This window comes from Pseudomonas sp. NPDC087817 (assembly GCF_044742875.1).
Classification (GTDB): domain Bacteria; phylum Pseudomonadota; class Gammaproteobacteria; order Pseudomonadales; family Pseudomonadaceae; genus Aquipseudomonas.
In genome coordinates this window covers 25,373-50,117 of record NZ_JBIUVJ010000012.1, presented here as the reverse complement: position 1 = coordinate 50,117, position 24,745 = coordinate 25,373, and the positions used below count along the sequence as shown (strand labels likewise).

12 protein-coding genes are annotated in these 24,745 nt (G+C 60.9%); 8 read left to right on the top strand and 4 right to left on the bottom strand.

What is annotated here, in order from left to right; genetic code table 11:
• Positions 1 to 191: 191 nt before the first annotated feature.
• From ACIONG_RS12020 to ACIONG_RS12010, 3 genes are all read left to right on the top strand, one after another.
• The gene (locus tag ACIONG_RS12020; protein WP_401299554.1) at positions 192 to 13,190 is read left to right on the top strand and encodes a non-ribosomal peptide synthetase; all 12,999 of its coding nucleotides are present in this window, start codon (positions 192 to 194) and stop codon (positions 13,188 to 13,190) included.
• 370 nt (positions 13,191 to 13,560) lie between these two features.
• Entirely contained in the window at positions 13,561 to 14,376 is an 816-nt protein-coding gene (locus tag ACIONG_RS12015; protein WP_103304792.1) for an alpha/beta fold hydrolase, read from the top strand.
• A gap of 106 nt (positions 14,377 to 14,482) precedes the next feature.
• On the top strand, positions 14,483 to 15,571 hold the full coding sequence (locus tag ACIONG_RS12010; RefSeq protein WP_401299550.1) for a hypothetical protein: 1,089 nt from the start codon (positions 14,483 to 14,485) through the stop codon (positions 15,569 to 15,571).
• A gap of 34 nt (positions 15,572 to 15,605) precedes the next feature.
• Here ACIONG_RS12010 and dsbG read toward each other — a convergent pair whose 3' ends face one another.
• From dsbG to ACIONG_RS11990, 4 genes are all read right to left on the bottom strand, one after another.
• Positions 15,606 to 16,376 (bottom strand): thiol:disulfide interchange protein DsbG, encoded by a 771-nt coding sequence (dsbG, locus tag ACIONG_RS12005; RefSeq protein ID WP_315445898.1) that lies wholly within the window; start codon positions 16,374 to 16,376, stop codon positions 15,606 to 15,608.
• Positions 16,352 to 17,227, bottom strand: a complete 876-nt coding sequence (locus tag ACIONG_RS12000; RefSeq protein WP_103304795.1) for a TlpA disulfide reductase family protein — start codon at positions 17,225 to 17,227, stop codon at positions 16,352 to 16,354. Before ACIONG_RS12000 ends, dsbG begins: the two co-directional genes overlap by 25 nt.
• Positions 17,227 to 18,960 carry a protein-disulfide reductase DsbD gene (dsbD, locus tag ACIONG_RS11995; protein ID WP_401299545.1) on the bottom strand — a complete coding sequence of 578 codons (1,734 nt, stop codon included), beginning with the start codon at positions 18,958 to 18,960 and terminating at the stop codon, positions 17,227 to 17,229. Before dsbD ends, ACIONG_RS12000 begins: the two co-directional genes overlap by 1 nt.
• Positions 18,961 to 19,057: 97 nt before the next feature.
• The gene (locus tag ACIONG_RS11990; RefSeq protein WP_401299542.1) at positions 19,058 to 19,741 is read right to left on the bottom strand and encodes a hypothetical protein; all 684 of its coding nucleotides are present in this window, start codon (positions 19,739 to 19,741) and stop codon (positions 19,058 to 19,060) included.
• 414 nt (positions 19,742 to 20,155) lie between these two features.
• Between ACIONG_RS11990 and ACIONG_RS11985 the strand changes: the two genes are divergently transcribed.
• The 5 genes from ACIONG_RS11985 to ACIONG_RS11965 all read left to right on the top strand — a co-directional run bounded on the left by ACIONG_RS11985 (position 20,156) and on the right by ACIONG_RS11965 (position 24,714).
• Positions 20,156 to 20,836 carry a response regulator gene (locus ACIONG_RS11985; RefSeq protein ID WP_103304798.1) on the top strand — a complete coding sequence of 227 codons (681 nt, stop codon included), beginning with the start codon at positions 20,156 to 20,158 and terminating at the stop codon, positions 20,834 to 20,836.
• Complete coding sequence (locus ACIONG_RS11980; protein ID WP_103304799.1) at positions 20,836 to 22,158, top strand: ATP-binding protein; 1,323 nt, start codon at positions 20,836 to 20,838, stop codon at positions 22,156 to 22,158. Before ACIONG_RS11985 ends, ACIONG_RS11980 begins: the two co-directional genes overlap by 1 nt.
• 207 nt (positions 22,159 to 22,365) lie before the next feature.
• Positions 22,366 to 22,851, top strand: a complete 486-nt coding sequence (locus ACIONG_RS11975; protein ID WP_401299537.1) for a GNAT family N-acetyltransferase — start codon at positions 22,366 to 22,368, stop codon at positions 22,849 to 22,851.
• A 143-nt stretch (positions 22,852 to 22,994) separates the two neighbouring features.
• Positions 22,995 to 24,407, top strand: coding sequence for an aspartate aminotransferase family protein (locus ACIONG_RS11970; RefSeq protein ID WP_401299534.1), 1,413 nt, complete (start codon positions 22,995 to 22,997; stop codon positions 24,405 to 24,407).
• Positions 24,408 to 24,489: 82 nt separating this feature from the next.
• Positions 24,490 to 24,714, top strand: a complete 225-nt coding sequence (locus tag ACIONG_RS11965) for an MbtH family protein (RefSeq protein ID WP_007917715.1) — start codon at positions 24,490 to 24,492, stop codon at positions 24,712 to 24,714.
• Positions 24,715 to 24,745: the final 31 nt, after the last annotated feature.

The window sequence follows — 24,745 nt, the reverse complement described above, 5'->3', positions numbered from 1 at the left end:
CGGACTAATTATTTCAAGACGTCATCCGTTCTCATTGGTGAATGGTTCCGGCTGCAGAGCCCCGGCCAGACAGCATTCCCATGCCTTGCGCGGTCGGCGTAGACCGCGTCCTGCATGCGCTCCACGCCCCTGGATGGGCGTGACGCAGCACCCCGATTCCACTAGCAAGCCGAATTCAGGCAGGAAACCAAATGACCGACGCGTTCGAACTCCCCAGCACCCTGGTCCAAGCCCTCCAGCGCCGCGCGGCCCTGACCCCGGACCGGCTGGCCTTGCGTTTTCTTGCCGAGAACGCAGAACAGGCTGTGGTACTCAGCTATCGCGAACTGGATCAGCGAGCGCGCACTATCGCCGCCGCGTTGCAGGCCGAAGCCGAATTCGGAGATCGCGCGGTTTTACTGTTCCCCAGCGGTCCGGACTACGTCTCGGCATTCTTCGGTTGCCTGTATGCGGGCGTGATTGCGGTGCCGGCTTATCCGCCGGAATCGGCGCGCCGTCATCACCAGGAGCGTCTGCTGTCGATCATCGCCGACGCCGAACCGCGCCTGCTGCTGACCAGCGCCGACCTGCGCGATGCGTTGCAGCAGATCGAAGGCGCGCCGCCGCTGTTGTGCGTCGATACCCTCGACGACGCACTGGCCGAACGCTGGGCTGAACCGACCCTGCCGGCAGACCACATCGCCTTCCTGCAATACACCTCCGGCTCCACCGCGCTGCCCAAAGGCGTGCAGGTCAGCCACGGCAATCTGGTCGCCAATGAGTTGCTGATCCGCCACGGCTTCGGCATCGATGTGAACCCGGATGACGTGATCGTCAGCTGGCTGCCGCTGTACCACGACATGGGTTTGATCGGCGGCCTGCTGCAACCGATTTTCAGCGGCGTGCCGTGCATTCTCATGTCGCCGGCGTACTTCCTGGGCCGGCCGTTGCGCTGGCTCGAAGCGATCAGCCAATACGGCGGCACCATCAGTGGCGGGCCGGATTTCGCTTATCGCTTGTGCAGCGAACGGGTCAGCGAGTCGGCCATGGAGCGTCTCGACCTGAGCCGCTGGCGCGTGGCGTATTCCGGCTCGGAGCCGATTCGTCTCGATACCAATGAGCGTTTCGCCGAAAAATTCGCCGCGTGTGGCTTCAGCGCAGACAGTTTCATGGCGTCCTACGGTTTGGCCGAGGCCACGTTGTTCGTCGCCGGCACGCCACGCGGCAAGGGCATTACAGCCCTGCGCGTGGACGATCAGGCGCTGGCGCAGAACCGCGCCGAACCCGGCGACGGCAGCCCGATCATGAGTTGCGGCATCAGCCAGCCAGATCACGCGGTGCTGATCGTCGAGCCCGGCAGTCTTGCCGAACTCGCCGACAATGCCGTCGGCGAAGTCTGGGCCAGCGGGCCGAGCATCGCCCTCGGTTACTGGCGCAATCCCGAAGCCAGCGCCAAGACTTTCGTCCAGCACGCCGGCCGCACCTGGCTGCGCACTGGCGACCTGGGGTTCATGCGCGAGGGCGAACTGTTCATCACTGGCCGTCTGAAAGACATGCTCATCGTGCGCGGCCACAACCTGTATCCGCAGGACATCGAGAAGACAGTCGAGAACGAAGTGGAAGTGGTGCGCAAGGGTCGCGTCGCCGCGTTCGCAGTCACTCAAAACGGCGAAGAGGGCATCGGCATCGCGGCGGAAATCAGCCGCAGCGTGCAGAAAATCCTTGCGCCCGAAGCGTTGATCAAAGCCATCCGTCAGGCAGTCGCCGAGGCATATCAGGAAGCACCGAGCGTCGTGGTGCTGCTCAACCCGGGCGCGTTGCCGAAGACGTCCAGCGGCAAACTGCAGCGTTCGGCCTGCCGCAATCGCCTGGCCGACGGCAGCCTCGACAGCTACGCGGTGTTCCCGAGTGCAGAAGCCACAAGCACCGAGTCGACCCTTGAAGCCTCCGAGCTCGAAGCACTGATTGCGAGGATCTGGGCCGAGCAACTCAACGTCAAACAAGTCAACGCCGACGATCACTTCTTCCTGCTCGGCGGCAACTCGATCGCCGCCACGCAAGTGATCGCTCGGGTGCGTGAAGAACTCGGTCTGGAGTTGAGTCTGCGCCTGCTGTTCGAGGCTCCGACCCTGTCTGCATTTGCCGCTGCGGTGGCGCAACAGCAACAGGATGGCGGCACTGCCCAAGGTGACATCAGAGCGTTGTCGCGCGCGCAAGCGCTGCCGCAATCGCTGGCGCAAAACCGCTTGTGGATCACTTGGCAACTCGACCCGCAGAGCAGCGCCTACAACATTCCCGGCGGCCTGCGTCTGCGTGGCGAACTGGACGAAGACGCCGTGCGCGCCAGCTTCCAGCAACTGATCGAGCGCCACGAGTCCCTGCGTACGCGCTTCGTCGAACGCGACGGCGTGGCCCTGCAACAGATCGACGCGGCGGCTGAATTCAACCTGCAACTGATCGACATCAGCGACCTGCCGGCCCATGAACGTGAAGCCCGCGCCCAGCAGATTCGCGAGGACGAAGCACGCACCCAGTTCGACCTGGAAAAAGGCCCGTTGCTGTGGGTGACGCTGATTCGCCTCGACGACGAAGATCATCAACTGTTGGTGACGATGCACCACATCATCGCTGACGGCTGGTCGCTGAACGTATTGATCGACGAGTTCTCGCGCCTGTACGCCGCAGCCTCCCAGGGGCAGCGCGCCGAACTCGCAGCGTTGCCCACCCAGTACGCCGACTACGGCAGTTGGCAGCGCCAATGGCTGGCGCAAGGCGAGGGCGAGCGACAACTGGCGTACTGGAAAGCGCAGTTGGGCGAGGAGCATCCGACGCTGGAGCTGGCCACCGATCATCCGCGTGCTGCCCAGCAAAATCATAGTGCCGCACGCCACAGCGTACGTCTGAGCGTCAGCCTCAGCGAAGCGATCCGCAACACCGCGCAGGCGCATCAAGCCACGCCGTTCATGCTGTTGCTCTCGGCGTTGCAGAGCCTGTTGCATCGCTATAGCGGTCAGCGCGATATCCGCATCGGCGTGCCGAATGCCAACCGTCCGCGCTTGGAAACCCAGGGCCTGATCGGCTTCTTCATCAACACCCAGGTGCTGCGTGCGGATGTCGATGCACGCCTGCCCTTTGTCGAGCTGCTCGCCCAGACGCGTCAAGCCGCACTTGGCGCCCAGGCCAATCAGGACCTGCCGTTCGAACAATTGCTCGAAGCGTTCCCGCAGGCTCGCGAACAGGGTCTGTTCCAGGTCATGTTCAACCACCAGCAACGTGACCTGAGTGCGCTCAAGCGCCTGCCGGGTCTGCTCGCCGAAGAACTGCCGTGGCACAGCCGCGAGGCCAAGTTCGACTTGCAATTGCACAGCGAGGAGGATCGCAACGGTCGCTTGACCCTGTCCTTCGACTACGCCGATGAGCTTTTTGATGGAGCGACCATCGAGCGTCTGGCCGAACATTTCAGCAACCTGCTGCGCGATATTTGCGAGCAACCGCAACGTGCCATCGGCGATCTGCAAATACTCACTGCCATCGAGCACGATCAGCAGAAAGACTGGAGCGTCGCCCCGTGCGCGAAAGCTGAGCAATGGCTGCCGGAGCTGCTCAACGAACAAGCCCGCCAGACCCCGGAGCGCACCGCGCTGGTGTGGGCGGGTGGCAGTCTCGATTTCGCCGAATTGCATGCTCAAGCCAATCGTCTCGCGCATTACCTGCGCGACAAAGGCGTCGGCCCGGATGTCTGTGTGGCCATCGCCGCTGAGCGTTCGCCGCAACTGTTGATCGGTTTGCTGGCGATCATCAAGGCCGGTGGCGCTTACGTGCCGCTCGATCCGGATTACCCGGCCGATCGCCTGGCCTACATGCTCAGCGACAGCGGCGTCGAACTGCTGCTGACCCAGACCGAATTGCTTGAGTGCTTGCCGGCCAGTGAAGGCGTCAGCGTTATCGCCATGGACGCGCTGCACCTGGAAAACTGGCCAAGCCAGGCGCCGGGTTTGCACCTGCACGGCGACAACCTCGCCTACGTGATTTACACCTCCGGCTCCACCGGCCAGCCGAAAGGCGTCGGCAACACCCACGCGGCACTGGCCGAGCGTTTGCAATGGATGCAGAACGCTTACCGCCTCGATGAAACCGATGTGCTGATGCAAAAGGCGCCGATCAGTTTCGACGTGTCGGTGTGGGAATGCTTCTGGCCGCTGATCACTGGCGCGCGTCTGTTGATTGCCGGTCCCGGTGAGCACCGTGATCCGCATCGCATTGCACAACTGGTTCAGCAATACGGCGTGACCACGCTGCACTTCGTACCGCCGCTGCTCTCGCTGTTTACCGACGAGCCACTGAGTGCCGAATGCACCAGCCTGCGCCGGGTTTTCTCCGGCGGCGAAGCGTTGCCTGCCGAACTGCGCAACCGCGTGCTGGCGCAACTGCCGGCGGTGCAACTGCACAACCGCTACGGCCCGACCGAAACCGCGATCAACGTTACCCACTGGCAATGCACCAGCGCCGATGGCGAGCGCTCGCCGATTGGCCGGCCGCTGGGCAACGTGATCTGCCGGGTGCTCGATGCCGATCTCAATCCCGTTCCGGCCGGTGTGCCGGGTGAACTGTGCATCAGCGGCATCGGCCTTGCTCGTGGCTACCTAGGTCGCCCTGCGCTGACCGCTGAACGTTTCGTCGTCGATCCACTGGGCGAGCAGGGCGCGCGTCTGTACCGCACCGGTGACCGTGCGCGCTGGACAGCCGACGGCGTGATCGAATACCTCGGCCGTCTCGATCAGCAGGTCAAACTGCGTGGCTTTCGCGTAGAACCGGAAGAAATCGAAGCGCGCCTGCTCGCTCAGGACGGCGTTGCCCAAGCCGTGGTGCTGGTGCGCGAAACCGCCGCTGGCGCACAACTGATCGGTTACTTCACCGCGACCGATGCCAGCGAAGATCATGACGCGCAAATCGCCCGGCTGAAAACCGCACTGGCCGCCGAGCTGCCGGAATATATGGTCCCGGCGCAGCTGTTGCGTCTCGACAAAATGCCGCTCAGCCCCAGCGGCAAACTCGACCGTCGCGCCTTGCCCGATCCGCAATGGCAAGTGCGTGAGCACGTCGAACCGGTTACCGAACTGGAACAACAGATCGCCGCGATCTGGCGCGAAGTGCTGGGCCTGGCGCAAGTCGGCCTGCGCGACGACTTCTTCGCCCTTGGCGGCCACTCACTGCTGGCCACGCAAATCATCTCGCGCAGCCGTCAGGCCTGCGATGTCGAGTTGCCGTTGCGCGCCCTGTTCGAGCACAGCGAACTCGGTGATTTCGCTGAACAGATTCGTCTGATCCAGGCCAGCGGAAAAACCAACAAGCAGCCACCGATTGAAAAAGTCGACCGCAGCAAACCGGTGCCGCTGTCTTATTCGCAACAACGCATGTGGTTCCTCTGGCAGATGGAACCGGACAGCCCGGCGTACAACGTCGGCGGCATGGCGCGCTTGCGTGGCGTGTTGCATGTCGAGCGTTTCGAGGCGGCGCTGCAAGCGCTGATCCTGCGTCACGAAACCCTGCGCACCACGTTCCCGAGCGTCGACGGCGTTGCCCGTCAGCAGGTGCATGCCGAGACTGGTGTGCGCATGGACTGGAAGGATTTCTCGAAACTGCCGGCCGATCAGCGTGAGCAAAACGTCCAGCAACTGGCCGATGCAGAAGCGCACCTGCCATTCGATCTGGAAACCGGTCCGCTGCTGCGCGCCTGTCTGGTCAAGACTGCCGAGCATGAGCATTACTTTGTCCTGACCCTGCATCACATCGTCACCGAAGGCTGGGCGATGGACATCTTCGCCCGTGAACTCAGCGCGCTCTATGAAGCCTTTGTCGACGACCGCGATTCGCCGCTGGAACCGTTGCCGGTGCAGTACCTCGACTACAGCGTCTGGCAGCGCAACTGGCTGGAATCCGGCGAGCGTCAACGTCAACTCGACTACTGGACCGCGCAACTCGGTCGCGAACATCCGTTGCTGGAATTGCCGGGCGACCGTCCGCGTCCGCCGGTGCAGAGCCATCAGGGTGAGCTGTTCCGTTTCGACCTGAGCGACGATCTCGCCGCACGCGTTCGTGCGTTCAACGCGCAAAACGGTCTGACCCTGTTCATGACCATGACCGCCGCGCTCGCGACCTTGCTTTACCGCTACAGTGGCCAGACCGATCTGCGCATCGGCGCGCCAGTAGCCAACCGGATCCGTCCGGAAAGTGAAGGGCTGATCGGTGCGTTCCTCAATACCCAGGTGCTGCGTTGCCAGCTCGACGGGATGATGTCGGTTGGTGAATTGTTCGAGCAGGTACGTCACACGGTTATCGAAGGCCAGTCTCACCAGGATCTGCCGTTCGATCATCTGGTTGAAGCCTTGCAGCCACCGCGCAGTGCCGCGTACAACCCGTTGTTCCAAGTGATGTGCAACGTGCAGCGCTGGGAGTTCCAGCAGAGCCGCATGCTCGCCGGCATGACTGTCGAGTACTTGGCCAACGATGCGCGGGCGACCAAGTTCGACCTCAACCTGGAAGTCACCGACCTCGACCATCGCCTCGGCTGCTGCCTGACGTACAGCACTGATCTGTTCGACGAACTGACCATCGCCCGCATGGCCAGACATTGGCGCAATCTGCTGGAAGCGCTGCTCGCCAATCCGCAGCAGCGCCTCAGCGAACTGCCGCTGCTCGATGCGCCAGAGCAACAACAACTGCTCGACAGTCTCGGCGTTGAGCCGGGCGAGCATCGTCTCGATCAGTGTATTCATCACCTGTTCGCCGAGCAGGCGCTGGTGCGCAAAGATGCGCCGGCCCTGACCTTCGCTGGCCATACCCTGAGCTACGCCGAACTCGACGCCCGCGCCAATCGTCTGGCCTGGGCTCTGCGTCAGCGTGGCGTCGGCCCGCAAGTGCGGGTCGGACTGGCGCTGGAGCGTTCGCTGGAAATGGTTATCGGCCTGTTGGCGATTCTCAAGGCCGGTGGCGCCTATGTGCCGCTGGACCCGGAATATCCGCTCGACCGTCTGCATTACATGATCGAAGACAGCCGCATCGGTCTGCTGCTCAGTGATCGCGCAATGTTCAAAGCGCTTGGAGACTTGCCGGCAAGCGTGGCGCGCTGGTGCCTGGAGGATGACAGCGCGACACTGGCCGATCACCCAGCCACTGAGCTGCCGTTTATCAGCCTGCCGCAGCATCAGGCCTACCTGATTTACACCTCGGGATCGACTGGCAAACCGAAAGGCGTGGTGGTCTCCCACGGCGAAATTGCCATGCACTGCCAAGCCGTGATCGAGCGTTTCGGCATGCGCCCGGACGACTGCGAACTGCACTTCTATTCGATCAACTTCGATGCCGCGACAGAACGTCTGTTGGTGCCTTTGCTCAGCGGTGCGCAGGTTGTGCTGCGTGCGCAAGGGCAGTGGGACGCGGAAGAAATCTGCGGTTTGATCCGTAGGCATAAAATCAACGTCCTCGGCTTCACCCCGAGCTACGGCAGCCAGTTGGCGCAGTTCCTCGCGACGCAAAACGAAATCCTGCCAGTGCGGATGATCATCACCGGCGGCGAAGCGCTGACCGGCGAACATCTGCATCGGATTCGTGCAGCCTTCAAGCCAAGCCTGTTCTTCAACGCCTACGGCCCGACCGAAACCGTGGTCATGCCGCTGGCCAGTCTGGCCCCGGACGTGCTGGAGGAGGGCGTCGGCAGCGTGCCGATCGGCAGCGTGATCGGCGACCGGGTGGCGTACATTCTCGACGCCGACCTGGCGCTGGTCCCGCAAGGTGCGACCGGTGAATTGTTCGTTGGCGGCGCCGGTCTGGCGCAGGCCTACCACGACCGTCCGGGCATCACGGCCGAGCGTTTTGTCGCTGACCCGTTCGCCACCGATGGCGGGCGCATGTACCGCACCGGCGACCTGGTGCGCCAGCGTGCCGATGGTTTGGTGGAATACCTGGGGCGGATCGACCATCAGGTGAAAATCCGGGGTTTCCGTATCGAGTTGGGCGAAATTGAAACCCGCCTGCTCGATCACGATTCAATTCGCGAAGCCGTGGTGTTGGCGCTGGATGCGCCGAGCGGCAAGCAATTGGTTGGCTACCTCGTCACCGAGATCGCCGAACACGACGAAGCCAGACAAGCCGAACTGCGCGAAACGCTGAAGTCGCATCTCAAGAGCCAACTGCCGGACTATATGGTGCCGACGCACCTGATCCTGCTGGCGAGCATGCCGCTGACCGCCAACGGCAAACTCGACCGCCGCGCCTTGCCGGCGCCGGATCCGGAGCTCAATCGTCAGGATTACGTGGCACCGAGCAACGAGCTGGAGCAGACCCTGGCACAGATCTGGTGCGAAGTGCTCAACGTCGAGCAGGTCGGCCTCAACGACAATTTCTTCGAACTCGGTGGCGATTCGATTCTGTCGATTCAAGTGGTCAGCCGGGCGCGGCAGCAGGGCATTCATTTCAGCCCGCGTGACCTGTTCCAGCATCAGACGGTGCAGACCCTGGCGGCGGTGGCGAGCCGCAGCGAACAAGTAACGGCCGAGCAAGGGCTGGTTGCGGGTGAGTCGCGTCTGACGCCGATCCAGCACTGGTTCTTCGACACTGATATCCCTGAGCGCCAGCACTGGAATCAGGCGTTGTTGCTGGAGCCGACCGTGGCGCTGGAGCCGCATCGTCTGGAGCAAGCGCTGCTGGCCGTGATTGAACAGCACGACGCCTTGCGTCTGCGCTTCAGCGAGGTCGGCGGAGCATGGCAAGCGACGCATCAACCGCTGTCCGATGCGCCCGTGTTGTGGCAAGTGCGCGTGACCTCGATGGACAAGTGCGAGGCGCTGTTTGCCGATGCCCAACGCAGTCTCGATCTGGAAAACGGCCCGCTGCTGCGTGCCTTGCTGGTCGATGGTCCTGAAGCTCAACAACGTCTGTTCATCGCCATCCACCACTTGGTGGTCGACGGTGTGTCGTGGCGGGTCTTGCTCGATGATTTGCAAACGGTGTATCGCCAGCTCGACGCCGAACAATCGGTGAAACTGCCGGCGAAAACCAGTGCCTTCAAGGACTGGGCGGCGCGTTTGCAGGCATACGCCGGCAGCGAATCCCTGCGTGAAGAGCTGAGCTGGTGGCAGACGCAACTGGCCGGTCCCAACGCTGATCTGCCTTGCGCAAATTCGCAGGGCGGCCAGCAGAACCGTCACGCGCAAACCGTCAGCGTGCGCCTCGATGCCGAGCGCACCCGACAACTGCTGCAACAGGCGCCGAGCGCTTATCGCACCCAGGTCAACGATCTGCTGCTGACGGCGCTGGCCCGCGTGTTGTGCCGCTGGAGCGGCCAGCCATCGGCGCTGATTCAACTGGAAGGTCACGGCCGCGAAACCCTGTTCGACGAGATCGACCTGACCCGCACTGTCGGCTGGTTCACCAGCGCTTATCCACTGCGCCTGACCCCGCACAACATCGAAGAAGCCGCCGGGCAGGGCGCTTCGATCAAGGCGATCAAGGAGCAACTGCGCGCGGTGCCGCACAAAGGTCTGGGCTACGGCGTGCTGCGTTATCTGGCTGATGACCTCAGCCGACACAGCATGGCTGTGCTGCCGCATGCGCCGATCACCTTCAACTACCTTGGCCAGTTCGACCAGAGCTTCGGCAGTGATGCGCTGTTCCGTCCGCTCGACGAACCGGTCGGCGCGGCACACGGTCCGCAAGCGCCACTGCCAAACGAATTGAGTGTCGACAGTCAGGTTTACGGCGGTGAGCTGCTGCTGCGCTGGACCTTCAGCGCCGAGCGTTATGACACGCAGACCATCAATGATCTGGCCGACGCCTACCTCGGCGAATTGCAGAGTCTGATCGAGCATTGCCTGCAAGACACAGCCGGCGGTCTGACGCCGTCGGACTTCCCGCTGGCGAAACTGACTCAGGCGCAACTCGATGCCTTGCCGGTGCCCGCCGCGCACATCGAGGACGTCTATCCGCTGACACCGATGCAAGAAGGCATGCTGCTGCACACCTTGCTCGAACCGGGCACCGGCTTGTACTACATGCAGGATCGCTACCGCATCAACAGCGAACTCGACCCCGAGCGTTTCGCTCAGGCGTGGCAAGCGGTGGTCGCCCGTCATGAAGCACTGCGTGCCTCGTTCTGCTGGAACGTTGGCGAAGACATGCTGCAAGTGATTCACACGCCGGGTCGCACGCCGATCGAGTATCTCGACTGGAGCAACGTCAGCGAAGCCGAGCAGGAACCGAAACTGCAAGCATTGCTGAAAAGCGAACGTGAGGCCGGTTTCGATCTGCTTAATCAGGCACCGTTCCACCTGCGTCTGATCAAGGTCGGCGCGGCGCGCTACTGGTTCATGATGAGCAACCACCACATCCTTATCGATGCCTGGTGCCGTTCGCTGCTGATGAACGATTTCTTCGAGATCTACACCGCGCTCGGCGAAGATCGCGAAGCTCAATTGGCCGTACCGCCGCGTTACCGCGATTACATCGGCTGGCTGCAACGCCAGAGCCTGGCCGAGGCGCGTCAGTGGTGGCAGCAGAACCTGCAAGGCTTTGAGCGCACCACGCCGATTCCGAGTGATCGACCGTTCCTGCGTGAACACGCCGGTGAAAGCGGCGGCATGGTCGTCGGCGACCGTTACACCCGACTCAATGTCGAGGACGGCGCCCGTCTGCGCGAACTGGCCCAGGCTCATCAACTGACCATCAACACCTTCGCCCAAGCGGCGTGGGCCTTGGTGCTGCGACGCCTGAGCGGTGATCGCGACGTGCTCTTCGGCGTGACCGTGGCCGGGCGTCCGGTGGAAATGCCGGAGATGCAACGCACCGTCGGCCTGTTCATCAACAGCATTGCGCTGCGGGTGCAGATCCCGGCAGACGATCAGCGCGCCAGTGTGCGGCAGTGGCTCAGTGGATTGCTCGACAGCAACATGCAACTGCGCGAGTACGAATACCTGCCGCTGGTGAACATCCAGGAACAAAGCGAATTGCCGAAAGGCCAGCCGCTGTTCGACAGCCTGTTCGTGTTCGAAAACGCCCCGGTGGAAGTCTCGGTACTGGACCGTGCGCAAAGCCTTAACGCCACCTCGGATTCGGGCCGTACGCATACCAACTTCCCACTGACGGCGGTGTGCTACCCCGGCGATGACCTCGGTCTGCATCTGTCGTATGACCAGCGTTATTTCGACGAATCGACCATCGAGCGCATGCTCGGCGAGTTCAAGCGCCTGCTGCTGGCGCTGGTCGATGGTTTCCATGGCGACATGGCTGACCTGCCGTTGCTGGGCAGCGAGGAACAGGACTTCCTGCTGCACGGTTGCAACCAGAGCGCCCATGATTATCCGCTGGAGCAGAGCTACGTTGCGCTGTTCGAAGCACAGGTTGCAGCGCATCCGCAACGCATCGCGGCCAGTTGTCTCGATCAGCGTTTGAGCTACGCCGAGCTTAACCACAACGCCAACCGTCTCGGCCATGCACTGGTCGCGGCCGGGGTGGAGATGGATCAACCGGTGGCGTTGCTGGCCGAGCGTAACCTCGACCTGCTGGGCATGATCATCGGCAGCTTCAAGGCTGGCGCCGGTTACTTGCCGCTCGATCCGGGGCTGCCGAGTCAGCGTCTGCAACGCATCATCGAGCTGAGTCGCACGCCGGTGCTGGTGTGCAGCGAGGCGTGCCGTGACCAGGCGCAGGCGTTGCTCGATGAGTTCAGCTGTGCCAATCGGCCACGCTTGCTGGTGTGGGAAGAGGTTCAAGCGCAGGCGATCTCGATGGAAAATCCGGGCATATGCAGCGGCCCGGACAACCTCGCCTATGTGATTTACACATCGGGCTCGACCGGCCTGCCGAAAGGCGTGATGGTCGAGCAGCGCGGCATGCTCAATAACCAGTTGAGCAAAGTGCCGTACCTGAATCTGACGGACGCCGATGTGATCGCGCAGACCGCGTCGCAAAGCTTCGACATTTCGGTCTGGCAGTTCCTCGCCGCGCCGCTGTTTGGTGCGCGGGTCGACATCGTGCCGAACACTATCGCCCACGATCCGCAAGGTCTGCTGGTGCATGTGCAGACCCAAGGCATCACGGTGCTGGAAAGCGTGCCGTCGCTGATTCAAGGCATGCTGGCCTCGGATCGCCTGAGCCTCGACGGTCTGCGCTGGATGCTGCCGACCGGTGAAGCGATGCCGCCGGAACTGGCGCACCAATGGTTGCTGCGTTACCCGGACATCGGTCTGGTCAACGCTTACGGCCCGGCGGAATGTTCGGATGACGTAGCGTTCTACCGTGTCGACATGGCCTCGACGCGCGGCAGCTATCTGCCGATCGGTACGCCGACCGACAACAACTTGCTGTACTTGCTCGATGGCGCGCTGGAACTGGTGCCGTTGGGGGCCGTGGGTGAGTTGTGTGTGGCCGGTACCGGTGTCGGTCGCGGTTATGTCAGCGATCCGTTGCGCACGGCGCCGGTGTTTGTGCCGAACCCGTTCGGTGCGCCGGGCGAGCGTCTCTATCGCACTGGTGACCTGGCGCGTCGCCGTAGCGATGGCGTGCTGGAATACGTCGGTCGGGTCGACCATCAGGTGAAGATTCGCGGTTACCGGATCGAACTGGGTGAAATCGAGGCGCGCCTGCACGAGCAAGCGGAAGTCCGTGATGCCGCGGTCGGTGTTCAGGAGGGCGCCAACGGCAAGCACCTGGTGGGTTATCTGGTCGCCGCTGATTCGGCATTGAATCCAGGTGAACGGCTGGAACGGATCAAGCAGCGCCTGCGCAGCGAATTGCCGGAATACATGGTGCCGCTGCACTGGCTGTGGATGGATCAGTTGCCGCATAACGCCAACGGCAAACTGGACCGCAAGGCCTTGCCGGCACTGGAGATCGGTCAGTTGCAGAGCCAGGATTACCTGGCTCCGCGCAACGATCTGGAGCAGACCCTGGCGGGTATCTGGGCCGAGGTGCTGAAAGTCGAGAAAGTCGGTGTGCGCGACAACTTCTTCGAACTGGGCGGACATTCGCTGCTGGCCACACAGATTGCCTCGCGGGTGCAGAAAACCCTGCAACGCGACGTGCCGCTGCGAGCGATGTTCGAGTGCAACACGGTGGAAGAACTGGCCGAGTACATCGATGGACTGGCGGCCAGTGATATCACCGAGGAGAAGGTAGATCGCTTGAATGACCTGATGGCGGAGCTGGAGGGCTTGTAATCTCCAGGGTCTTTTTCGGCCTCATCGCTGGCAAGCCAGCTCCCACAGGGATTGAGTGTGTGCACAAATTTTTTGTTTACCGCTGAACCTGTGGGAGGTAGATCGCTTGAATGACCTGATGGCGGAGCTGGAGGGCTTGTAATCTCCAGGGTCTTTTCCGGCCTCATCGCTGGCAAGCCAGCTCTCACAGGGATTGAGTGTGTGCACAAATTTTTTGTTTACCGCTGAACCTGTGGGAGCTGGCTTGCCAGCGATGGCGTCAGTGCGTCCAACACAATTCAACCGGTACATTCACGTACATTTCCAAGGTTGACGATCCAGAACCGGCAGCTCAGTCTGCCGGTTCTCTTTTTTGTCTCGGGGGTGGTCGATGCCTTTCTTCACGGTGGACGGACAAGCGCTTCATTACATTGATCAAGGCACCGGCCCGGCCGTGCTGCTGGCCGGTAGTTATCTGTGGGATCAGGCCATGTGGGCGCCGCAAATCGCTGCGCTGTCACCGCACTACCGGGTGATTGCGCTGGATCTCTGGGGTCATGGCGAGTCCGCACGCTTGCCGGATGGCACGACATCGCTGAATGACATCGCCCGGCAGGCCGAGGCGTTGCTCGATCATCTGGAGATCGACCAGGTCACTCTGGTCGGTCTGTCGGTCGGCGGCATGTGGGGCGTGCGTCTGGCACTCTCGGCTCCACAGCGGGTCAACGGTCTGGTGTTGATGGACACCTATGTCGGCGTAGAGCCCGAACCCACGCGTCAGTATTACTTCTCGCTGTTCAAGCAAATCGAAGAAAGCGGTGAGATCAGCGAGCAGTTGCTCGACATTGTCGTGCCGATTTTCTTCCGCCCGGGCATTGATCCACAGTCGGCGCTTTATCAGGACTTCCGCGCAAAACTGGCGGGTTATTCCGCCGATCGACTGCGTCAAAGCATCGTGCCGATGGGGCGCATCACGTTTGGCCGTGATGATCTGTTGTCGCGTCTGGGCGAGCTGAATGCGGCCACCACGCTGGTGCTGTGCGGGGATCAGGACAAACCACGACCACCGTCGGAGACACAGGAAATGGCGGAGTTGATTGGCTGTCCGTGGGCATTGGTGCCGGAGGCGGGGCATATCTCCAATCTGGAGAATCCGCAGTTTGTGAATGAGGTATTGCTGAAGTTTTTGGCGGACCGCAATCAATAAACTCTTCAGGCACTGCGGCACGCTGCGATCTCTTGATCTTGCTTTTTACGATTAAAAATCAAAAAATCGCAGCCTCGTTTCACTCGACAGCTCCTGCAGCGGACTTGTGAGCGACGATGAAAACTTGTGGGGCTTTGCCCGCAATGATGTTCGTAAAGGATCTGCTGTGAAGCAATTTTACTGGCGGGATCTCAAGGATCTTGAGGAAAACTGGGTCGGGCTGAGCGTTGAGGTCAAACGCTCGAAGTCGAGCAAACCGCCACTGCATTTGCTCAGTGGCAACAATGCTCGAATGAAGTTGATGCTCAATGACGTCCCGTTGTTCTGGGGCACTATCGCCACTTCGTATTACGGCGCGTGGTTGGTGCGCAACCCTCAGCCCATTCAAGCGGATTCGCCATCCGTCCCCGCTATTGGCTCGGCTGACGTTCAGGAACACTTTGAGTTACCTCCCGACCAGCGCATACGCGGCTGGTGTCGCTACTTCATTAACAAGCTGATGGAGAATCAGGCCGATTTTCTCTACCCCGGCCATTGGGTGGCGCGACCAATGTTGCCCCATGCCGGGCGCAGTAAATCCGGCGATGGCTCAAGTGGCTGGTATTTCTCCACACTACCTGATGCATCCAGTCATTTGCCGAACTGGTACGCACGTGGTGAGGGCATTCTCGATAACGTGCAAGCGCAAACCGTGCATTGGCTCGATTGGGATCTGGGCCATATTATCGGCGTGCATGCGGTGGACCCGCTGGCAGGTCGTCTCAAGTGGTGGCGTAAGAAAGCGAGAGAGGGCAGTTTGCCGCCGGTATTGCTGTGGTACGTGGGAGGGTTGTGCTCATACGTGATTATCGATGGGCACTATCGGTTGCAGGCAGCGCTCGATGAGGATGTCCAACCCACTTTTATTGTCGTGAGCTCCACTGACGCTCGGCAGGTCAAATTGTGCGAAGAGACGCAACAGCGGGTGTTCAGCTCACTGATGATGCAGAACGCGAAAAATCCGGACTTTGATGTACGAACATTGAATCAGGCACTGATCAACACGTTTGACGATCGCCCCTACCATCGCGCGGGCACCCACGCTTGGGCTGGCATTGCGTCAGATCAGCAGTGGGTCGCCGAGGTCACGTCATTCTTGAAGGAACAGGGGACGGCAGACAATCTGGATGACATCGTCGGCCGATGCGAGTGGTAATGGCTCCCGCACCCGGTGCAGGAGCCCGTGATCTTTACTTAGGCCCGAGAATCTTCGCCAACTTGTCCGGCGAAGGCGCGCCTTGCTGTTGTTGCAGTTCACCCTTGTCATCCATGTAGAAAATTGCCGGCGTCGCCTGCAATTCCAGGTCTTCCATCAACTGCATGTTTACCGCCAGTTTGCTCTGCACCGCTGCTGGAATGTCCTTCAAGGCTTTGAGCGAACTGCCCTTGCCGGCCTTTTCGTGATCTTCCAGGGCTTTGCTCGGATCCTTGGCCGCCAGCAGTGCGGCGGATTTGCCCGGGCTGTCTTCGCGGATGATGCCCACCATGATGTGCCGCAACTGCACCTTGCCGGATTTGACCCAAGGGCGGGCCTGTTCCCAGAACATGTTGCAATACGGACAGTTCGGATCGCTGAACAGATACACGGTGCGTGGCGCATCCTTATTGCCGTCCTGAATCCAGTTGCTCGCCTCGAACTTGGCCCAGACTTCCTTGGCCAGCGGTGCGTAGACCAGTTTTTGCAACGGCTCGCTGCTCAAGTCTTTGCCGTCGGCATCGTACAGATTGCCCAGTAGCACGTGTTTACCGTCCGGGGTCAGGTACAGCGCCATGCCGCGGTTCTGGTATTGCGCGGCATAACCGCGCAAACCATCCGGTGCGTCGAACTGGCCGACGATTTTTGCGCCCTTGGCTTCGATCTGCTTGATCGCAGCGGGCAGTTCTTCGGCGGCCTGAACCGACGGCAGTTGCAGCAGGGCAGTGCCCAGGGTCAGCGTCAGCAGGTGGCGGAGGCGGGGCATGGCAGTTTCCTTGCAGAGGTGGCCGGTACGGCAGTCGAATCAGGATTCGGGACGTCGAAGTTTTCCAGGGCGCGGGCCAGGCTCGCGTTGGACAACTCGCCCAGGTGGCTGGCCAACAGGCGACCATCAGGGTTATAGAACAGGGTAGTCGGCAATGCCATGGAACCCACGGCCTGGCCCAGTCGACCGCCGCGATCAAACAACACGTTGTTCAGGCTCAGGCCTTGGGTTTCGAGAAAAGTCGCCACGCTCTGCATGCTTTCGGCCTGGTTGACGAACAGGAAGGTCAGGTCCGGGCGTTGCTGCTGGGCATTTTCCAGTACCGGCATTTCACGCCGGCACGGTGGGCACCAGGTCGCCCAAAGGTTGATCACCAGCGGGCCGCCCTGATAGTCGCTGAGCTTGATCGTCTCCCCGGCAGCGTTGCGCAGGTCGATGTTCGGCAGCCGAGTGCCTTGTTCGTAGATGTTCAGCGACAGCGTCGCCAGCAACCAGAACACCACACCACTGGCCACGCCAAACCCCAACGGCCGACGCAAACCCGGACGACGCCAGCCGCGATACAGGGCGGCGAGCAGCAAGACAATCACCCCCGGCCAGGCGAGAAAACCGCCATCGCGCAGGTCAACGATTTGCCATGGATCATTGCGATAGTGGCTCCAGTACAGAGCGACAAACGCAACGCGGGCGGCGAGCATGCCCAGCAGAAACAGGCTGAACAGCGCCGACTCGGGATTATCGCCGCCGCGTTTGGCCACCCGCCAGCCGACGAAGGTCGCCAGTGCCAATGCACTGATCAGCAGCAGGTGGTTAAGCGCGATGGCAAAGGTGCCGAGGGTGAATGTCAGCATCAGTTGGCGTCTCGGGTGGTGGTCCAGCGTTGCAGAAACGTCTCGGCATCGACTTCACCGGTAATGCGCTGGCTGCGTCGTTCCTCGCCGTTGGCGCCGATCCAGACAAAGCTCGGTGGCCCCGGCACTTTGTAACGGCCGAGCAGTTCACGGCTGACGGCATTGTCGGCGGTGACATCCAGGCGTAGCAGGCGTACGTCGCTCAACGCCTGCATCACCTGGTCCTTGCCGAACACCTGCTTCTCCATGACTTTGCACGACACGCACCAGTCGGCGTAGTAATCGAGCAGGACCCATTGGCCCTGTGCCTTGGCGGTATCGAGTTCGCGTTGCAGCGCTGCGGGGTCGTTGATCGTGATGAACGCGTCATGACCATTGGGTGCGGTGCTGGCGACACGGCCGCCGCTGTAAACCTGCAACGGCTGATACGGATCGTCGCTGCCGCCCGCCGCACCGATCACCAACAAACTGCCCCATAACCCGAGCAGCAATCCCGTAGCACCGAACAACTGTGCGACACGGCTAAAGCCTTCCGACTGTTTCCAGGCGCAATAAGCCGCGATCAACAGCAGGGCGCCGCACAGACCGAGCCACAACGATGGATCGAGCACCGGGCGCAGCATCAGCAAGGCCGTGGCGAGGAAGAGGAAACCGAACACGCCTTTGAGCAGGTTCATCCACTCGCCGGGTTTTGGCAGGAAGCGATTACCGACGGTCACCAGCAACAACAACGGCACACCGATGCCGATCCCCAGCGAGAACAGAATCAACCCGCCGTGCAGGGCGTTGCCACTCTGTGCGATGTACAGCAACGCGCCGGCCAGTGGCGCGGTCATGCACGGGCCGACCAACAGGCCCGACAGCGCGCCGAGTACGCCGGCGCCAATCAGGCTGCCGCCGCTGCGACTGCGCGAGGCATGTTCCAGCCGATCTCGCAGCGCCACCGGCAATTGCAATTCAAAGAAGCCGAACATCGGCAACGCCAGCACCACGAACACGGCCGCGAAGGCGCCCAGCAGCCACGGATTTTGCAACCACGCCTGAAGATTGGCTCCAAGCAGCGCGGCAATCACGCCCATCGCCGCATAGACCAGCGCCATACAGATCACATAACTGCCAGCCAAGGCGAAACCACGACGAGGCGTCGCGCCACTCCCCACAATAATTCCGGCCAGAATCGGCAGCATCGGCAACGTGCAGGGGGTGAAGGCCAACAGCAGGCCGAGGCCGAAAAACACCAGCAGGCTCCAGCCCAGCGCCCGTTGCTGCAGGCTGCTGGCCAGCGCTTGATCCGGTGCTTCGGCGCCGGCAGCCGGGGTCGCTTTACCGCCCAGGTCAATCACCCGGGTTTGCGGCGGATAACACAGGCCAGCATCGGCGCAGCCTTGATAACTGACTTTGATCTGACCGGTGGCCGCCGCCGGGATTTTCACTTCCAGGCCTTGGCGATAGACCGGTTGTTCGCCGAAAAACTCGTCGCTGTGGGATTCGCCTTCGGGCAAGGCTGGCTGCTGCTCAGCGGCCAGTCCATCGAATTTCAGGCGTTTCTGATACAGGTAATAGCCGTCGGCAATCTGCCAGAACAGCTGATTCTCACCGGACTCCAGACGTTCAGAGGTGAGGACGAACGCCTTATCGACCGGCAAGAATTCCGGTTTCGTTTCGAAAGGATTACTTCCCGCCTGGGCCAGGCCCGAGATCAGCAGAGCAAACAAAAGAAAAAAATGACGCATGGAGGAGCCTTGTCCCTGTGCAAGTGAGATGCAGAATGGGTGGCGGCGATTAACCGATAATTAACCCTATCCTACAAGCCCCTCCATGATTGGCCAATCAGTCGCGCAACAAGCCTGGCCAGCGTCCTTCATCAACCTCGTAGGGGCCATGTACACTTGTACCTGAATAGGTCACGTACTCATTGTTGGTAAGGAAGAAATAGATCCTTGTGGGGTCTGGCACATCATTTTGTACCACTGAGATAATTCGATCTTTAAAGGGCGATAAACCGGGCCAGTTACGGTGGTTGATAGTGTCGCGTTTGACTCTGCCAGTCGTCAGGTTCAGTACGAGACAATGGCCATCATTCAGGATGAATCGGAAAAGTTCGCTTTTAACGTTGGACCCCCACCAGAAACCTCCGATGATGCGATCGAAATAAGGTAGCAGGCGATACCATATTGATTCTTCAACGCGTTGGAAACCCATGTTCTTGTCGGTGTCCTGGTTGTACCAGTTCACTGTCGGAATTCCATCCTGATAAGAAAACAACCAGAGGATGTCACGATCGTCGAAGAACACGTCTTGCCTGGGGATTCCGGTCGTACTAAAGCCGAAACGCAAGGTCGTCATATCAGTGAGGGTATCCCAGCCTCCGGCAACCGGTCTCGGATAACCGGAGGGAACTTCATTATCGCCGATATTGAATCGAGAGTAAGTGTTGGTGTCTTTGAAGAAAAAATAGATCCGGTCCTTTCCGGAACGCCAATCCACGGCGACAAAATTTTTTAATGCGGGCATATCTTGATCCTTTAATTTAAATAGGGTGAATGTGTTGCTTTGAGTTGCTCTGCGCTAGCTCTTTCATGAAGTGATTAAGTTGCGCATAATTTCGAGTCAATGGCTGTTATCGATTTTTTTTCGGGCCGGGGAGCCAGTAAATAGAGACGATTTGTTATAGTTTTGATGTGTTCTACATATCAATTTTGTGGCTGTTTAAGTTGTCGGTTTTAAATTAATTGATTGGGCTGTTTATATATAGGTGAAAAGTGTTTCTTTATTAGTGAGAGAGGATTGAACGCCCGGTGACTGTGGCTTTTCGCGCCAGGTTTTATGCAGCGGTTTTTATCCCGTCTTCCCGGGAACCTCGGTGACGGCCATAATTGCCGCTTAATCCTCGCCTGCTTCACTCGCCTTTTTATTCACGGAGCACCCATGCACGTACTGGTTTGCGAAGACGACGAGCTGATCGCCAGCGGCATCGTTGCCGGTCTCACGGCTCAGGGGCTGACCGTCGAACACGTCAACACCGCGTCCAAGGCGCGGGCGATGCTCAAGGTTGCCGAGTTTGATGTCATGGTGCTTGATCTCGGCCTGCCCGACGAAGATGGTCTCAAACTGTTGCAGCAGCTGCGCCAGCACGGTCTGGAAATTCCGGTGCTGATTCTGACCGCGCGCGATTCGGTCACCGACCGGGTCGATGGCTTGCAGGCCGGCGCGGATGATTACCTGCTTAAACCGTTCGATCTGCGCGAGCTGTTCGCGCGTCTGCAAACCTTGTTGCGGCGAGTGGCCGGGCGCAGTGTCAACCTGATCGAACACGGCGCGCTGACCTACGATCCGAGCAGCCGCGAAACCACCCTGGCCGGACAACCGGTGGATTTGTCGCGACGTGAGCAATCACTGTTGCAGGCCTTGTTGCACAATCGCGGCCGGGTGCTGTCGACCGAGCAGTTGAAGGACAGCGTCTACGGTTTCAACGATGAGCTGGAAAGCAACGCGTTGAATGTGCATATCCATCACCTGCGCAGCAAACTCGGCAAAGGCATCGTCGAAACCGTACGCGGTCTGGGCTATCGCTTGGGCCCGGCCGATGGTGGAGATCAAGGCAAGTGATGAGCCTGCGACTGCGCCTGAGCCTGACCCTCGGCGCTGCGTTCGCGCTGATCTGGGCGCTGGCGGCAGCCTGGATGCTCAGCGATCTGCGCAACCAGATGATGTTCTCCCTCGACCAGCGTCTGGTGGCGTCGGCGCGCATGGTCGCCGGGCTGCTGGAGCAACTGCCGGCGCTGCCGAGCAAGGGCGAGGGCACCCATTTCAGTGCCGAGCAACTGAACATTCCCGGCGGCATGGCGTGTCAGGTCAGTTCGCTGCGCGGGGAAATTCTTGCTCGCAGTCACAACCATCCCGAACAAGCGCTGGAGGCCGAAAAAATGGGCTTCCACGACCAGATGATCGATGGTGCGCCATGGCGCAGCTTCACCCTGGCTCGCGGCGATGTGCGGATCACCACGGCGGATCGGCAAATCGAGCGCGAAGCCCTGAACATGTCGATCCTGCTGGCGGCTTCGGTGCCTGTCGGTGTGGCGCTGCTCGGCTGTCTGTGCCTGCTGTGGCTGGGCATCGGCCAGGGGCTGGCACCGCTCAACCGCCTGCGCGAAGCCTTGATGCGGCGCAATGCCGACTCGCTTGAGCCGTTGCAATTGCAGTCGTTTCCCAGCGAATTGAAGCCGTTGCTCGACACCCAGAATCAACTGTTCCAGCGCATCGGCAAGACCCTTGAACGTGAACGTCGATTGACCGGTGATGCCGCCCACGAATTGCGCAGCCCGCTGACAGCGATCAAGACGCACCTGCAAGTGGCGCGGATGACCGACGGCAGTGCCCGCGACCAGTCGCTGGCGCGGGCCGAGGAAGGTGCCGACCGGCTGCATCGCACGCTTGAACAATTGCTGTTGCTGGCGCGGGTGGAGGGCAGCCTGTCGTTCGACGATGGCTCGCAATGCAGCGCCGAGCAAGTGGCCAGGCTGGCGATTGCCGATGCCACGGGCGGTGAGCGTCTGCGGATCAAGTTGCACCTGCCGCCCGAGCTTTCCACAGCGCCGTTGCACATGCCTGCGGTGCTGTCGATTGCTGCGTTGCGCAATCTGCTTGATAACGCTTTGCGCCATACCCCTGAGGACTGTGCGGTGGAGTTACGTCTGGAAACCATTGGCAACCGCGTACGTTTCGTCGTGCGTGACCATGGCCCGGGCATTGCGCAGGATGATCTGCAGCATCTGACTCAGCGCTTCTGGCGCAACGGCCAGAGCACCGGCTGCGGCCTCGGCCTGGCGATTGTCCAGGCGATCGTCCAGCGTTGCGACTGTGCCCTGCATTTCGACAGCCGCCCGGATGGCTTGCGCGTCGAGCTGACCATGCCGTTGCAAGCCGTCTGAATTCACCACTTTCCCTTGTAGGAGTGAGCCTGCTCGCGATAGCAATCGTTCAGTCCCATGAGTGTGGAATGAACCGACGCTATCGCGAGCAGGCTCACTCCTAGAGGAGTGGCGCACATCAAATGTAACTTCTCTCCATTGGTTATTCGCTGGCGGTGACGCTAAGGTCAGCGCAGCTTTGACTCAATGGATTGAGGGGACAGCGCCATGGAAGCACCCATCTGTATTCGTCCGGCCGTTCTGGCCGATGTCGGAATCATCAGCCGTATCATCGAACGCTCGATCCGCTTCGGTTGTGCGCTCGATCATCGCAATGACCCCCAACTTGTCAGCGACTGGATCGGTCAGCAGTCCGCCGATTTCATCAGTGCCCGGCTGGCCGATCCGCACTTCTACCTGAGTATCGCCTTGCTGGCGGACAAACCGGTGGGCGTCGGCATGGCGCAGGCCAGTGGTGACATTGTGCTCTGCCACGTTCAACCGGAATCCTTTCGCCGGGGCGCAGGGCGGGCGCTGATGAGCGATCTGCAAGGCTGGCTGCAAGGGCGTGGCGTGTTCCATGCGCACCTGAACAGCACGCGCACCGGGGAAGCGTTTTATCGCCATCTCGGCTACCGCGAATCTGCCCCACGCCTCGTCCACAAAGGCTTGCAGATCTTGCCTATGTCCACGCCACTGGCAATGTCCGGATGATCAGTCGCTCAAGGGGCTAAATCCTCGCCTCGCTTAAGCGTTTCCAGAACAGGAAAACCTGCAAGTGCGCCCCGCAACCGGAATGCGCACCTGTCCGGTGTGCTGTTTTGGTCACAATCCATAGCGAATTGAGGGGTCGAGAGATGTCAGTCGCCACCAGCCTTATCGAAGAGTCGTCGGCCCGGGTCAGCTCGGCGCCAGCAGAAACGTTGTACCAGTTCAACGAATCGCCACTGCTGGCCCGTCAGGCCCGGCAGGAATCCAATGCCCGCAGCTATCCGCGCCGCATCCCGCTGGCACTCAAACGCGCCAAGGGCCTGTATGTCGAAGACGTTGAGGGCCGGACCTTCATCGATTGCCTGGCCGGGGCGGGAACGCTGGCATTGGGGCATAACCACCCGGTGGTGATCGAGGCGATCCAGCAGGTGCTGGCCGATGAACTGCCGCTGCACACGCTGGACCTGACCACGCCGGTCAAGGATCAATTTGTCCAGGATCTGTTCGGCCTGCTGCCGCCGGCACTGGCGGCGCAGGCGAAAATCCAGTTCTGTGGCCCGACCGGCACCGATGCTGTCGAAGCCGCGCTGAAACTGGTGCGCACCGCCACCGGGCGCAGCACCGTGCTGTCGTTCTCCGGCGGTTATCACGGCATGAGCCAGGGGGCGTTGAGCCTGATGGGCAGCCTGGGGCCGAAAAAGCCGCTGGGCGCCTTGCTCAGCAGCGGCGTGCAATTCATGCCGTTCCCGTATGACTACCGTTGCCCGTTCGGACTCGGTGGCGAGGCGGGTGTGAAAGCTAACCTGAGCTATCTGGACAACCTGCTCAACGATCCCGAAGCCGGCGTGCAATTGCCGGCGGCGGTGATCGTCGAGGCGGTGCAGGGCGAGGGCGGTGTGATTCCAGCCGACATCGAATGGCTGCGCGGCTTGCGCCGCATCACCGAGAAAGCTGGCGTAGCCTTGATCGTCGATGAGATCCAGAGTGGGTTTGCCCGCACCGGCAAAATGTTCGCCTTTGAGCACGCCGGTATTACGCCGGACGTGGTGGTGCTGTCCAAAGCCATTGGCGGCAGTCTGCCGCTGGCGGTGGTGGTTTATCGCGACTGGCTCGACACCTGGCAACCGGGTGCCCACGCCGGCACGTTCCGTGGCAACCAGATGGCGATGGCCGCCGGTTCCGCCGTGATGCGTTATCTGGTGGAGCACAAGGTTTGCGAGCACGCCGCTGCCATGGGCGAGCGCCTGAGCGAACACCTGCACATCCTGCAGCGCGATTTCCCGCAACTCGGTGATATTCGAGGCCGTGGTTTGATGCTCGGCGTTGAGCTGGTCGATCCAACGGGCACGCCGGATGCGCTCGGCCATCCCCCCGCGTTTGCGCGTCTGGCGCCACTGGTGCAGCGCGAATGTCTCAAGCGCGGTCTGATTCTGGAGCTGGGCGGTCGTCATGGTGCGGTGGTGCGATTCCTGCCACCGCTGGTGATCACCGCAGCGGAAATCGACCGCGTCGCCGAGATTTTTGGCCGTGCGTTGGCTGCCGCCACCGCCGCTGTGTAAATTTTTCGCCGCGCCGAACGTTCTTTCTACATACCCGGCTGCATCCGATGTGCAGCCACCCTTACAACGATGGAGAACCAGCATGACGTCAGTTTTCGACCGCGAGGACATCCTCTTTCAGGTCGTGGTCAACCACGAAGAGCAGTACTCGATCTGGCCGGACTACAAAGCCGTGCCTGAAGGTTGGCGCACCGTGGGCAAGAGCGGCCTGAAGAAGGAATGCCTGGCCTATATCGAAGAAGTCTGGACCGACATGCGCCCACTGAGCCTGCGCCAGAAAATGGAAGCACAGGCTGCCGCTCAATAAGCTGCCGGCCAAAAAGAAACCCGCTGGACTG